Annotated in this window: 11 protein-coding genes; 9 read left to right on the forward strand and 2 right to left on the reverse strand. The window is 65.6% G+C overall.

The genetic code is table 11. From position 1 onward, the window contains the following. Positions 1-74: 74 nt before the first annotated feature. From LKE50_05260 to queA, 3 genes are all read left to right on the forward strand, one after another. Positions 75-731, forward strand: coding sequence for a class I SAM-dependent methyltransferase (locus LKE50_05260; protein ID MCH3968017.1), 657 nt, complete (start codon positions 75-77; stop codon positions 729-731). Beyond that, positions 728-1,339, forward strand: a complete 612-nt coding sequence (locus LKE50_05265; GenBank protein MCH3968018.1) for an epoxyqueuosine reductase QueH — start codon at positions 728-730, stop codon at positions 1,337-1,339. The genes LKE50_05260 and LKE50_05265 overlap by 4 nt, the downstream gene beginning before the upstream one ends. Positions 1,340-1,410: 71 nt before the next feature. Next, positions 1,411-2,574 carry a tRNA preQ1(34) S-adenosylmethionine ribosyltransferase-isomerase QueA gene (queA, locus tag LKE50_05270; GenBank protein ID MCH3968019.1) on the forward strand — a complete coding sequence of 388 codons (1,164 nt, stop codon included), beginning with the start codon at positions 1,411-1,413 and terminating at the stop codon, positions 2,572-2,574. 117 nt (positions 2,575-2,691) lie between these two features. On the opposite strand, the gene LKE50_05275 is transcribed toward queA, so the two are convergent. Then, the gene (locus tag LKE50_05275; protein MCH3968020.1) at positions 2,692-4,020 is read right to left on the reverse strand and encodes a hypothetical protein; all 1,329 of its coding nucleotides are present in this window, start codon (positions 4,018-4,020) and stop codon (positions 2,692-2,694) included. A 300-nt stretch (positions 4,021-4,320) separates the two neighbouring features. Between LKE50_05275 and LKE50_05280 the strand changes: the two genes are divergently transcribed. The 4 genes from LKE50_05280 to LKE50_05295 all read left to right on the forward strand — a co-directional run bounded on the left by LKE50_05280 (position 4,321) and on the right by LKE50_05295 (position 9,202). After that, positions 4,321-6,114, forward strand: a complete 1,794-nt coding sequence (locus LKE50_05280; protein MCH3968021.1) for a PTS transporter subunit EIIC — start codon at positions 4,321-4,323, stop codon at positions 6,112-6,114. Positions 6,115-6,429: 315 nt separating this feature from the next. After that, positions 6,430-6,705: an HPr family phosphocarrier protein gene (locus LKE50_05285; protein MCH3968022.1), complete on the forward strand. Its 276-nt coding sequence runs from the start codon at positions 6,430-6,432 to the stop codon at positions 6,703-6,705. A gap of 561 nt (positions 6,706-7,266) precedes the next feature. Beyond that, on the forward strand, positions 7,267-8,412 hold the full coding sequence (gene tgt / locus LKE50_05290; protein ID MCH3968023.1) for a tRNA guanosine(34) transglycosylase Tgt: 1,146 nt from the start codon (positions 7,267-7,269) through the stop codon (positions 8,410-8,412). Positions 8,413-8,533: 121 nt separating this feature from the next. Next, the gene (locus LKE50_05295; GenBank protein ID MCH3968024.1) at positions 8,534-9,202 is read left to right on the forward strand and encodes a Pr6Pr family membrane protein; all 669 of its coding nucleotides are present in this window, start codon (positions 8,534-8,536) and stop codon (positions 9,200-9,202) included. Between the two features lie 27 nt (positions 9,203-9,229). On the opposite strand, the gene LKE50_05300 is transcribed toward LKE50_05295, so the two are convergent. Continuing rightward, entirely contained in the window at positions 9,230-10,036 is an 807-nt protein-coding gene (locus tag LKE50_05300; GenBank protein ID MCH3968025.1) for a MurR/RpiR family transcriptional regulator, read from the reverse strand. Between the two features lie 232 nt (positions 10,037-10,268). On the opposite strand from LKE50_05300, the gene secD reads away from it, so the two are divergent. Next, positions 10,269-11,918, forward strand: a complete 1,650-nt coding sequence (gene secD / locus LKE50_05305) for a protein translocase subunit SecD (protein ID MCH3968026.1) — start codon at positions 10,269-10,271, stop codon at positions 11,916-11,918. Beyond that, the gene (gene secF, locus LKE50_05310; protein ID MCH3968027.1) at positions 11,911-12,906 is read left to right on the forward strand and encodes a protein translocase subunit SecF; all 996 of its coding nucleotides are present in this window, start codon (positions 11,911-11,913) and stop codon (positions 12,904-12,906) included. The genes secD and secF overlap by 8 nt, the downstream gene beginning before the upstream one ends. The last annotated feature ends 6 nt before the right edge of the window (positions 12,907-12,912 follow it).

The following is a 12,912-nucleotide window of genomic DNA, read 5'->3' on the forward strand; positions in this document are numbered from 1 at the left end:
CCGTCGCAGGGAGGTGAGGTGTCTGGGTGTATCGTGGCTGCGGACATGATTAGAGCCACGGGAGGGGAGCAACCGTGTTCGAGACGTTTCGCCAGGTGCCGCTGTATCGGTTCCTCGGCTTGGCCGAGGAGGCGGCAGACCACGATGGGCTTCCTCGTGTGGTCCTTGACTGTGGGGCTGGCGGCAACCAGCCGCCGCTCGCGCTCTTTGCGCACGCGGGCTACGAGACCCATGGCATCGACCTGTCGGACTCTGCCATCGCCGCGGCCTCCAGCTACGAGGTCGCCCACAGTGTCGCGCTGGGGATCGAGCGGGGTGACATGTGCCAGCTGCCCCTCTCGGACGGATGCATGCCGTTCGTCTACTCGTACAACTCGGTCTTTCATATGCGCAAGTCGCAGGTGCGCATGGCCGTGGCCGAGATGGTGCGCGTGCTCGCCCCGGGTGGTTTGCTGTTCGTGAACTTCCTTACCACTGCCGACCAGCGATACGGTACGGGTGAGCCTGTCGAGGACGCCCCCGGTGGGGGCGAGTACTGGCAGGAGGATGATGGCTCGCCGGTGATTCACTCCTACTATGCCCCGCGTGAGCCGGCTGCCATGCTCGATGGTCTCGAGCCGCTCTGGTGGGAGGACCGTACGCTCGAGCGGCCCTATGAGGGCGCGACCGTCCGTCAGGGCTTCGTCGACTACGTCGTGCGAAAGCCGCTCCCTCCCCGGGAGTCCTCATGACGCACGGGCGCATGCCTCTCATGTTGCACGCCTGCTGCGGGCCCTGCTCGCTCGAGCCGGTGCGCCTCCTGCGCGAGGAGGGCTTCGAGCCCACCATCCTGTGGTGCAACCCGAACATCCAGCCTGCGGCCGAGCATGACCTCCGTCTCGTGACGCTGCTCGCCTGGGCCGAGAGGGCCGGCGTGGCCGTGGTCGAGGGCGCGTGCGACCGCGAAGCCTGGGAGCGTGTCGTGGCGCCGCATGGGATGGACCGTGTGTCGCGGTGTCGTGCCTGCTATGCGCTGCGTCTGGCCGAGACGTGCAGCCAGGCCGAGGCCCGTGGGTTCCGCTACGTCTCGACCACGCTGGCCGTCTCGCCCTACCAGCTCTTCGACGTCTGCAGCGAGGAGCTGGAGGCGATCGCCCATGCCCATGGCCTCGAGCCGGTGGTGCGTGACTTCCGCCCCCAGTATCCCCAGGCCACTCGTGAGTCCCGTGAGCTGGGGATGTATCGCCAGAACTACTGCGGGTGTCGCTTCTCGGCCGCCGAGGCCACCATCGAGCGACAGCAGCGTCGGGATGCCCGCCGTGCCGAGAAGGCCGCTGCACGCGCCGGCGTAACCGACTAAGCTGGACAGGTTGACCGCACATCATGGCCGCGTCCCGACGCGGCCCCCCCCCGAGAGGAACCGTCACACCCATGCGCACCGACGACTTTGACTACGACCTTCCCGACGAGCTCATCGCCCAGGCTCCCGCTGACCCGCGTGACTCCTGCCGCCTGCTCGTGTTGCATCGCTCCGACGGCAGCGTCGACCACCGCCATTTCACCGACATCCTCGACTACCTCGAGCCAGGTGACCTCCTGGTCGCCAACAAGACGCGCGTGATGCCGGCCCGCCTGGTGGGCCATAAGGCGGTCACGGGCGGTGTCGCCGAGACGCTGCTGCTCAAACGTCGCGAGGACCTCGACGCCATGGGCCATGTCTGGGAGTGCCTGGTGAACCCCGGCAAGCGCCTGAAGCCGGGTGCGACCGTCGAGTACCGTGCCGGCGGGGCGCATGCCCCCATGACGGCGCCCGTGGTGCTCACGGGCCACGTGGAGGACTTCGTGGACGACTCCAAGGGCGGCCGCGTGGTGCGCTTCGAGCCAGCCGAGGGCCTCACCCTCGACGCCGCCATGCACGAGGCGGGCCATGTGCCCCTGCCTCCCTACATCACCAAGTACGAGGGCGACCCCGAGAAGTACCAGACGGTCTATGCCATGCATGACGAGCATTCTGCGGCAGCTCCCACGGCCGGCCTCCACTTCACGCCCGAGCTCATCGACCGCGTGCGCGAGCATGGTGTGGGCTGGGCCACCGTCGAGCTCGAGGTGGGCATCGACACCTTCCGCCTGGTCGAGGAGGACGACCCCACCGCGCACGTGATGCACACCGAGCGCTATCACGTGGGTCCCGACGTGGTCGATGCGGTGCATGCCACCAAGGCCGCCGGTCACAGGGTCATCGCCGTGGGCACCACCTCGGTGCGCTCGCTCGAGAGCGCCTGGGACGCGGCCGCGCCGGTGGCCGACCCCGCGGTCGTCGCCCGCCGCTTCGAGGACGCTCCTGACTCAGCCAAGGTCACCGGCTCGGGTGACATCGTGGTGCGTCGTGACGCGACCACCAACCTCTACCTCATGCCCGGCTCCACGTACCACGTGGTCGACGCCCTCATCACGAACTTCCACGTGCCGCGCTCCACGCTCATGATGCTCGTCTCGGCGCTTGCCACGCGTGAGCAGATCATGGCTGCCTACCACGAGGCCATCTCCGAGCGCTATCGCATGCTCTCCTTCGGCGACGCCATGTTCATCGAGTAGGGGAGGCCTCCCAGCGGACCTCGTATGTGGACCGCACGCAGCGAAGTCGTGGAAGGCAGACGGCCCGTCGGAACCTCCCGGCGGGCCGTCTCGTGTCCTTGCGGGTGCCGAGGTACGTCAGCGTGTCACGAGCCAGACGACGAGGAGCACGACCACGACCACTGCCACGATGACGGCGACGAAGGTGATGCGCTGCTTGCGTGTGGTCTCCCGGAGGGTCTTCTCGGAGGCGGCCAGCGTGTCGACCTCGGACTGCTGCTGGGCTATGGTCCCCTTGGTCTCCTCGATCTCGCTGGCGAGCCCTGAGGTGCGCTCGGGGGTCGAGTGGATGTCCTCGGCCTCGTCGAGCAGGGCCTGGGCTGCGTCGATGCGCTTCTTCGCGGCCTCCTGGGCCTTATGGGCCTCGCGGAGGTCCATCTCGCGCTTCACGACCTCGTTGTCGAGGGTGGCCTCCTCGGTCATGGCGTCCTCGTGCAGCTTGTCATACTCCTGGCCCCGGACCGACGACTCCTCCTTGGCAGCCGCGGCCTGCTTCTCGGCGAGCGAGAGCGACTGCTGCTGGGTCCAGAGGTGCGTCTGGGCGTTGTCCACGACCTGCTTGGTCTCCTCGGTCGCGGCCTCGACCTCCTCGCGGGCGCTCTTGAGGTGAGCCAGCTCGCTCGCGACCTCGCCGCGCATGTCCGAGAGCTCCTTGGCCGTGGTGGTCGGTTCCTTCTGGAGGCGGTCGAGCTCGTCCTGGAGCTTATGGAGACGTCCTTCGGCGTTGTCGACGGCACGGTTGGCCGCGGAGATGCGCGAGTCGCGACGTGAGACGGCGTCCGAGGACTGGCCCTCGGCGGTCTTGAGCGCACGCTTGGCGTCCGTGAGGGCCTTCTGGGCGTCATCGTGACGGCTCTTGGACGACTCCATGAGGTTCTTGTACGGGCGGAGCTTCTGCTCGTGGTCGGCCTTCATCTGGTCGAGCTTCGCGGAGAGGTCGTCATGCTCGGTGTTGAGGCGCTTCTCGTCGGCGTCGGCCGCATCGAGGGCTGCCTGGGCCGACGCGCTCTCGGTCGTCTGCTCCGCGATGATGCCGTCGTAGCCGTCCTCGATCTCGCGGCGATGGTCGTACTCGGCCGTGGTCGCCTCGAGCTGCTTGTTGAGCTCGTCGAGCTTGGCACGCGCGGTGCCGTGCTCCTTCTTGGCGCGGCTGACCTCACGGAGGGCCGAGAGGCCGCCGTTCAGCGTCTTGCCGGCACTCGAGGCCGCCTGGCTGGCAGCTGAGCCCACCTTCCCGGCGGTGTCGGAGAAGCTCCCGCGTTTGGGGGAGCCGTCCTCGGCATCCTCGGTGCCGCCCTCGTCGAAGTCAGGAAGGTCATCGAGCCTGCTCGAGGCGTCGTCCGCGGGCGTGGGGTCGGTATCGGATGCGGGGCCCTTCTCGGGATCCTGCGCGGTGGGGTCTGCCATGGTGGTTCTCCCTTCGATGGCGTCAGCCCGCGTGCGCGGGCCATCTGCGTCGTCCCCATTCTCGCGCAACATTCCCGAATCGAGGGCAGTATTCACAAGCTTTATGGGGAACTGCCCCTGTTCGGCGGCAAGCGTGTGGGAATCGTCCGGTGATGGCCCTGCATACCCCGTTTGGATGGAATATCCAACCGCTTGCGTACGCAGGCGTATCGGATGTACGCCAAGTGAGCAAAACATTACTTGAGGCGACACCGTGCCGTGCCGCCGAAGCATGGATGGAGAAGAGAGAGGGGTGTCACAATGAAAGTACTTCTCGTGTGCGCTGGGGGGATGTCCACGAGCATCCTCATGAAGAAGATGCAGAAGTATGCCTCCGATTCCGGATTCGACCTCAGCATCGAGGCCCGTGGCGCGGGCGATTACGAGGACGTGGTCAAGAACTACGAGGTGATCCTGCTCGGGCCGCAGGTCTCGTATCAGAAGGACAACATCGCGCATGCGAGCGGCCTCCCCGTGGGCGTGATAGCGCCCGATGACTATGCCATCGCGAACTGCGAGCACATCTTCAAGCTTGCCTCCGACCTTACCGGCGAGAAGGTGCCGGGCAAGCCTGCCGAGAAGCCCTCTGCCGCCCAAGCCGACAAGCCTGCCGAGAAGCCCACGACCACCCCAGACGCCCAGCCCGCAGACGCCAAGCCCGCAGACGCCCGGTCCGCGGATGCCAAGCCCGCGGATGCCAAGCCTGACAAGAAGGCTCACGATCCTGAGCCCGAGAAGCCCTCGGGAGGATTCTTCGAGAGCGGTTTCATGAGGAAGCTCCAGGCGGGAGGCCAGAAGGTCGCGGCCAACAAGGGCGTCTCGGCGATCATCGCCGGCATGATGTCCATGATGGCCATCATCATGGTGGGGGCCCTCTTCCAGATCGTGGCCACCGTCGGCAACATGAGCGGCCTGGCCACCACTGACTCGTCGTTCTACAAGGTCTGCATGGTCCCGTACAACATGACGATGGGCCTCATCTCGGTCTACATCGCCTTCACCGTCGCCTACTATTACGGCAAGAGCTGGGACCTCAAGCCGGTCCAGTGCGGCATCATGTCGCTGGCGGCCTTCGTCACGGTGGCGGCCCCGTCCACGACCTATGCCCTCGCGAGCGGATCGTCGCTCACGGCGCTCGACACCACGGCGCTCGGCAGCATCGGCATGTTCGCCGCCATCATCATCGCCCTGCTCTCCGTGAGGCTCAGCCTGTTCATGAACAGGCATGGCATGGTCATCAAGATGCCTGACTCGGTGCCGCAGTTCCTGCAGGACTCCTTCAACGCCATCATCCCCATGGCCATAAACCTCATCATCTGGAACGGGCTCAACCAGCTCTGCCTCACCTTCACCACCCAGACCATCCCCGTCATCGTGAACGTGGTCCTCGGCCTGCCCTTGGCCTCCCTGACGTCGGTGCCGGGCATGATCGTGATCTTCCTGCTCGCCACCCTGCTGTGGTGCTTCGGCATCCATGGCACCATGGTCATCGGCATCGCGCTCATGTCGGTGCTCCTCCAGGCCGTGTCGGGCAATGCCGACCTCGTCGCGTCCGGCCAGGCGGCCGTCTTCACGCCCGTCCTCCTCTTCGGTGCGCTGGCGACCTGCGGCGGCACGGGTGACACGCTCCCGCTCGCCGTCATGTGCATGCGCTCCAAGTCGGAGCAGCTCCGCGCTGTCGGCAAGGCGAGCATCATCCCCGGCATCTTCAACATCAACGAGCCCATCACCTTCGGTGTGCCCATCATGTACAACCCCATCATGTGCATCCCGTACATCCTCACGCCCATCGCGACGCTGCTCCTGTTCTACGTGGGCTACATGATCGGGTTCTTCCAGCCTGCCTACGTGCCTATCGTGGCCACGATGCCCTTGGGCGTCGCGGAGTTCCTGGGCTCGCTCGCCTGGCAGAACATCTTCATGCCAGTGGTATCGTTCGTCGCCGGCTGGTTCATCTTCATGCCCTTCTTCAAGGCCTACGAGAAGCAGCTCGTGGCGAAGGAGGCTGCGAGGAAGCAGGTCGAGGCTGCGGACGAGGAGGTCCAGGCTGCTTGACGCAGGTCTTGTCCCTCCCTGACCGGGTCGGCTGTTCATGAGGGTCCCGCGCGCCATCGGCGTGCGGGACCCTCACTCTTACGCCTTGCCCTCCGGCATGCCGGACACATGGGCTCGGCCCCTCCTGTGCGCCATCGGGCGAGCTTCGCCGACAAATGTTTCCATACACGAAGAAATGCCCGCTCCAAGGCATCGGACCTATCTGATACGCATTAATATCTGGTCAGACTAACATGCTCGATGAGGGGCATAGATAAGGAAGGCGTGGCCGGGTGGCTCCCGGGCTGCGCGCAGGGCCCCTCAGGAGGAGGAACCATGGTTTCACGTCGCACGACGGTCAAGAACCCCTCAGGGCTTCATGCGAGGCCGGCATCGGTGTTCGTGCTGAAGGCCAAGTCCTTCCTGAGCGACATCACCCTTGCCAAGGCCAACTCCCAGATCTCCACGCCTGTCAACGCGAAGTCGATCATGATGATCCTCGCGCTCGGCGTGTCCAAGGGCACTCCCATCGTGATCTCGTGCTCCGGTCCTGACGAGCGCGTCGCGCTTGACGCCCTCGTGGGCCTGGTCGAGTCCGGCTGCGGGGAGTGACGGCGTGACCCAGGCTGGTCCGTCGTGCCACGGCGCCCGTCCTGTGTCCTGCTCCTCTCGTATGACTATCTTGTCGTAGGCCTTGCCTGCCAGGTGTGGGTCGGCGTTTTCCGTGCCGCCCATGGTGATGTGACGGCCCATTCTCGTGCCGGTGTAAAACCAGGCCTCGTTTGCTGATGAGATTTGCGGCTGCGCGAAACTCCGGCAGAGCCCCAAAAGGGGGCACTTGCAAGCACGCTGGTATCTGATGCAAAATCGGGTGCCGATCCTATGGCCTGCGCGTCGGGTACCCCAGAACTTCGCGCAACCGCCGATTCGCTCAGGATTCTCGGCCTGTTTTCACGTGACCTTGCCCGGCGCGCCGTATGATCCGTCGAAGTCGGCGGGTGGCGCAGGCCGACGTGCCGCCGTGCGTCCGCGATACGCGAGATGCGTCGCCATGACCCTGCGATGCCGCGAGTCGGCTGACCCTTGCAGATTCCCCGTCGTGGCACAATGGCCAGTGACGTACCCTTGCAGGTCGCGTCCGTCCTGCCCCGTCAACCTCTCAAGGAGCTCCCCTTGCCTGCACTCTTCTCATATGACATCCAGGCCACCGACCCCGCCTGCCAGGCGAGGGCCGGCATCCTCCATACCGCCCATGGCGACGTGACGACCCCCGTCTTCATGCCGGTGGGTACCAAGGCCACGGTCAAGGGGATCCTGCCGTCCTCGCTCTCGCAGCTCGGCGCCCAGATCGTCCTCGCCAACACCTACCATCTCTCCATGCGCCCCGGTCCGGATGTGATCGCGGGACTGGGAGGTCTCCATGACTTCATGCAGTGGCATGGCCCCATCCTCACGGACTCCGGCGGCTTCCAGGTCTTCAGCCATGGCGACTTCGTGCGCCTCTCGGACGACGGCGTCGCCTTCAACGCCGTCGACTATGGTGGCGAGCACGTCTTCTGGACCCCCGAGGACAACATGGCGATCGCGCAGAAGCTCGGTGCCGACATCGTGATGCAGCTCGACCAGTGTCCGGGCTACCCGGCCGAACGCGCCTATGTCGAGCGTGCCGTGGAGCTCTCGAGCATGTGGGCGGACCGCTGCTGGAAGGCCCATGATCGCGAGGACCAGGCCCTCTTCGGCATCGTGCAAGGCGGCATGCACCTCGACCTGCGGGTACGTTCGATCGAGCACCTCGAGCAGGCCGGTGACTTCCCGGGATATGGCATCGGCGGCTACTCGGTGGGGGAGGACTCGGACACCATGTTCGAGACGCTCGAGCCCCTGCTGGCCGAGCACATGCCCTCGGCCAAGCCCCGCTACCTCATGGGCGTCGGCGACCCCACCACGCTCGTGCGGGCCGTGGGCTGCGGCGTCGACATGTTCGACTGCGTGCTGCCCACGCGCACGGCTCGCATGGGTTCCGCGTTCTCGTCGACCGGCCGCATGAACATGAAGAACGCGAGGTATGCGACGGACGATGCGCCTCTCGACCCCGGCTGCACCTGCCCGGTCTGCACGGGCGGCTTCACGCGCGCCTACATCCGGCATCTCGTGAGCAGCCACGAGATGCTGGGCGGCATCCTCCTCTCGATGCACAACATCTACTTCCTCACGGACCTCATGCGTCGCGCGCGCGAGGCGATCATCGCTGGCACCTACCAGGCCTTCATGGACGAGTGGCTCTCCAGCCCCGCCGGCTGGGGCACGCCTGCACGCTAGCCTGCGCCACCTGCGCACCTCCGTCCTGCGCCGACCGCCGCTCGCCGATGACCTGCGGACCTGTCTCTTCTCGTCTTGCTCGGGCGGGTACGCTCAAGGGAACCGACAAGGGGAGGCCGTCATGTGCGTTCGCAACAGGGTCGCGTCGATCGTGTGGAAGGCCATCATCGTCGTGGTGGGCATCGCCGGTCTCATCGAGTCGGGTAGCAAGCTCCCTGCTGGCGAGTTCTTCTTCTACTTCACGAGTCTGAGCGTCATGGCAGCCGTTGCCTACTTCGCCCTCTCGATCCTCGTGATGGTGCGCGCGGGTAGGGACTCCCCGTGGTCGGTCTGGGCACCTACCTTCAAGTACCTGGTCACCATCGCGGTGACGGTCACCTTCCTGATCGCGCACTTCCTCCTGGGAGGGGGCCTGGGGACCCTCGGATGGGAGGCCTACTGCCTCCATTACATCGTGCCCATCATGACCATCCTGGACTGGCTGCTGTTCGACCCCAAGGGGAACATGGGGAGGACCGACCCGCTCGTCTGGCCGCTGTCGATGGTCGCCTACTTCGTGTACGTCCTGGTCATGGTCTATGGCTTCGGCGTGCGCATGGGAGGGAGCCTGCTCGACTCGCGGTTCCCGTACGCCTTCATCGACATCGACGCGCTCGGCGTGGGCCAGGTCGCCATCACCGTGGTCGTGCTGGTCGTGGCCTTCGTCGTGCTGGGATACGTCTTCTTCGGCGTCGATGCCCTCCTGGCGAGGCTCGCTTCCCGCCGGGGCACCGGCGCGCACGAGGCCTGAGCGTCCGACCTTCCGGACATAGCCCGTCTACTCCCCGGCGTCAGCGGGGTCGATGCTCACGCCCGTCTCGCGTTCGACCCGATGGGCCACCCATGCGGTGAGGAAGTCGCAGAACACCATCATCGACGTGCACGTCTCGGCGTAGTAGGGGTACTGCGTGCGGGTCCAGGTGGGGAGGACCACGCGCACGTCCACCACGCCTGGCGGCAGCGGACGTGAGGTGTGGGTCACGAGGACGACCTTGGTATGGTGCTCGTCGAAGGCCCCTCCTGCCACGTGGGGGAACACATGCGAGGGCTTACCCGTGGACGAGAAGACCACGTAGGTGTCGTCCGCCTGCGACAGCCTCATGTAATCCTCGGCCTTCGATGGGTTCATGTACGAGATGGGGACCGTCTGCGAGAGGAGCTGCTGGGCAAGCATGTCGGCGGGCATCGCGCTCATGCCGCGGCCGCTCGTGTAGACGTGCCTGGCCGAGAGCAACAGGTCGGCGAGCCGGTCGAGAAGGTCGTCAGGCAGTGCCTCGCGGGTGGCACGGACGAGGTCCTGGAGCTGGGCTGCCGGGTCGAAGGAGGCCTGCGCGCCGTCCTGTCCCTCTCGTGCCTCGTCGGCCAATGCCTGGAACAGGCGCATCCTGAGGTCCGCGAACGACTTGAAGCCACACCTGCGCGAGAACCTGCTGAACGTGGACTGCGAGATGCCGAACTCGCCGGCGAGCTCGGTCGTGGTGTGGCTCACGACCTCGTCCGCCTTGGTGCAGACGATGTCATAGATGACGAGCTCCCGTGGGGAGAGGTCACCCTTGTGCATCTCGATCTGCTGGTAGACGTCCATGGTCGTGAGTCCTCAGTTGGTGGGTGGTGGTACGTGCCCGAGGAGGCTTCCTATGTGTGATGGTAACGCCTTGGTGCAGGTCTCGCGCGTGTGCTTCGTGGCGAATTGCTCACCGCTTGGGTGTGCGGCCGCGTGATGGGGAGATTGCCCCTATAATGGCTCCCGAATGACCAACGACCGACGAGGCGTGGGGCCCTCTGTGCTCCGACGCCGCCGCATGGGGAGATGTCACATGTCCCACAAGAAGGACCAGGACACCGAGAAGACCGGCATAGACAGGTGGAACGAGGGCGTCTCCAAGACGTCCCGCCCTCACGGGCGCCGCTCGGACGATGCCGAGACGTCAGGTGTGGACGCATCCGAGGACAAGGCGAAGGCCAAGGCCAGGCAGAAGGCCAAGGCGAAGCGTGCGAGGTCCAACAAGGCCCAGCGTGCGAAGGCCAGCCGTGCCAAGGGTCATCGTCGTGGTGGCAGGTTCACGCAGGAGGTCCGTCGCTATGCGGGTACCCTCATCATGCTCGCCGTGGCACTCGTCGTCTGCGTCGTGATGTTCACGCCCCTCTCCGAGCGCATCACGCAGGGCCTCGACATCCAGGGTGGCGTCTCGGTCATCATGACCGCATCCAAGGCCGATGGCTCCGACGTGACCTCCGACGACATGTCCACGGCCACCACCATCGTGACCAACCGCGTCAACTCCCTCGGTGCCTCCGAGGCGACGGTGCAGCAGCAGGGGACGAACTCCATCCTCGTGCAGATCCCGGGTGCCACCGACGCGCAGTCCGCCGTGGACACCATCGGGCGCACGGGCAACCTCGAGTTCGTCAAGATGAGTGACATCGGCGATGCCGACGCGCTGGCCCAGATTCAGGCCGGTACCGAGAACGTCGAGCTCAAGCAGGGCACCTATACCGCCTTCATGACCGGTGCGGACATCGATTCGGTCTCGGTGGGACAGACCTCCTCGTCCACCTCGGGCGAGTACGCGGTCGACATCAAGCTCAACTCCGAGGGAACCCAGCTCTTCGCCGACGTCACCAAGGAGCTCGTCTCGACGCATGGCCAGATCGCCATCGTGCTCGACGGCGTCGTGAACTCGGCGCCTTCCGTGCAGTCCGAGATCACCGGCGGTGAGGTGCAGATCACGGGCGACTACACCCTCTCAGAGGCCAAGTCCCTGAAGACCGTGCTCGACTCGGGCAGCCTGCCTGTGACCCTCACCTATTCCGAGAGCCGCGTCGTCGGCCCCACGCTCGGTCAGGACTCGCTCCAGCAGGGCCTTCTCGCCATTGCCGTGGGCGGCGTGATCGTGATTGCCTACCTGTTCTTCTTCTATAAGGGCCTGGGCCTCCTCACCTTCGGCTCAATCGGGGTCTTCGCGGTGGTCTACCTGGGAATCCTGGCGGTGCTCTCGCACTATGGGGCATTCGCCCTGTCGCTTGCCGGCTTGGCGGGCATCGTGCTCACCATCGGCATGGCGGCAGACTCCTCGATCCTTGTGCTCGAACGCTTCCGAGAAGAGATCTGTATGGGCAAATCGGTGCGAAACGCCAGCCTCTCGGGCGTCAAGCACGGCATCCGCACCTCGGTGCATGCCGACATGGTGACGCTCGTCTCGGCGCTCGCGCTGTTCTTCGTGGCCGTGGGCCAGGTCAAGGGCTTCGGTCTCACCCTGGCGCTCGGCATCATCTGCGACATCGTCACCATGTACTGCTTCAAGGCACCGGCACTGCGCCTGCTCGCGCGCGGCACCATCCAGAAGCACCCCAGGTTCTGGGGCATCCAGGAGGACCTCGACGAGGCGGCCGAGCGTGCCGCCGAGGGCGAGGAGCCTGCTGCCGCAGACGCTGCGTCCGAGAAGGGGGGTGTGGCCCATGCGTAGCCACTTCAAGCACGAGTTCGCGTTCATCCAGAACCGCAAGGCCTTCTTCATCGTCTCCGGCATCATGGTCGCGCTGGCCATCGTCGGCATCTGCGTGCGCGGCCTGGTCTTCGGCATCGAGTTCCAGGGCGGCACCGAGATCGACTTCCGCAGCACCGGCGACGTCACCATCGAGCAGATGCGCTCTGCCCTGGCCGACAACGACGAGTCGAACGCCACCGTTCAGACGTCCGTTACCGACGGCGAGAGCGGCTTCCTGGTACGCTCCGAGTCCACCGACCCCACCGTGGCCACGAGCCATGCCGAGGCGGTCGCCCAGGCGCTGGGCCTCTCTGACGACTCGTTCCAGGTCACGACCATCGGGCCTGACTGGGGTGCCGACATCACGCGCTCCTCGGCGACAGCCTTCGGCCTTGCCATCCTGCTCATCATCGCCTTCGTCACCTGGCGCTACGAGTTCAAGATGTCACTCACGGCCGTGGCCTCCCTCGTGCACGACCTCGTCATCACCGTGGGCATCTATGCCTGGACGGGTACCCCCATCACTCCTAACGTGGTGGCCGCGCTGCTCACGATCATGGGCTACTCCCTGTATGACACGGTCGTCGTGTTCGACCGCATGAACGAGAACGCCAAGACGCTCCACGACGGACGTCACCGCACGTTCCACCAGATCGCGAACTACTCCATCAACGAGGTCATCATGCGTACGATCAACACCTCGATCTCGAGCCTCGTGCCCGTCATCGCGATGCTGGTCTTCGGCGGCTCGACGCTCCATGACTTCGCGTTCGCCATGGCCATCGGCCTCATCCTCGGCAGCTACTCGTCCATCGGCATCGCGAGCCCGTTCCTCTCCATGTGGAAGACGCGCGAGCCCAAGTGGGCCAAGCTCGAGAAGCGCTACGGGGCAGGGCTCGTGGCCGTGGACTCCGGCGAGACGAAGGTCTCCGCCGTGGCTGCGGGCGCAGACGTCGACAAGGGCTAGGCCGCC

Source organism: Atopobiaceae bacterium (assembly GCA_022483015.1).
Lineage (GTDB): Bacteria > Actinomycetota > Coriobacteriia > Coriobacteriales > Atopobiaceae > JALCUE01.

Bases quoted from the DNA above. Each gene is read 5' to 3' on its own strand.
- LKE50_05265 (MCH3968018.1), top strand. From the start codon at position 728: ATGACGCACGGGCGCATGCCTCTCATGTTGCACGCCTGCTGCGGGCCC.
- queA (MCH3968019.1), top strand. From the start codon at position 1,411: ATGCGCACCGACGACTTTGACTACGACCTTCCCGACGAGCTCATCGCC.
- LKE50_05275 (MCH3968020.1), bottom strand. From the start codon at position 4,020: ATGGCAGACCCCACCGCGCAGGATCCCGAGAAGGGCCCCGCATCCGAT.
- LKE50_05280 (MCH3968021.1), top strand. From the start codon at position 4,321: ATGAAAGTACTTCTCGTGTGCGCTGGGGGGATGTCCACGAGCATCCTC.
- LKE50_05285 (MCH3968022.1), top strand. From the start codon at position 6,430: ATGGTTTCACGTCGCACGACGGTCAAGAACCCCTCAGGGCTTCATGCG.
- LKE50_05295 (MCH3968024.1), top strand. From the start codon at position 8,534: ATGTGCGTTCGCAACAGGGTCGCGTCGATCGTGTGGAAGGCCATCATC.
- LKE50_05300 (MCH3968025.1), bottom strand. From the start codon at position 10,036: ATGGACGTCTACCAGCAGATCGAGATGCACAAGGGTGACCTCTCCCCA.
- secD (MCH3968026.1), top strand. From the start codon at position 10,269: ATGTCCCACAAGAAGGACCAGGACACCGAGAAGACCGGCATAGACAGG.
- secF (MCH3968027.1), top strand. From the start codon at position 11,911: ATGCGTAGCCACTTCAAGCACGAGTTCGCGTTCATCCAGAACCGCAAG.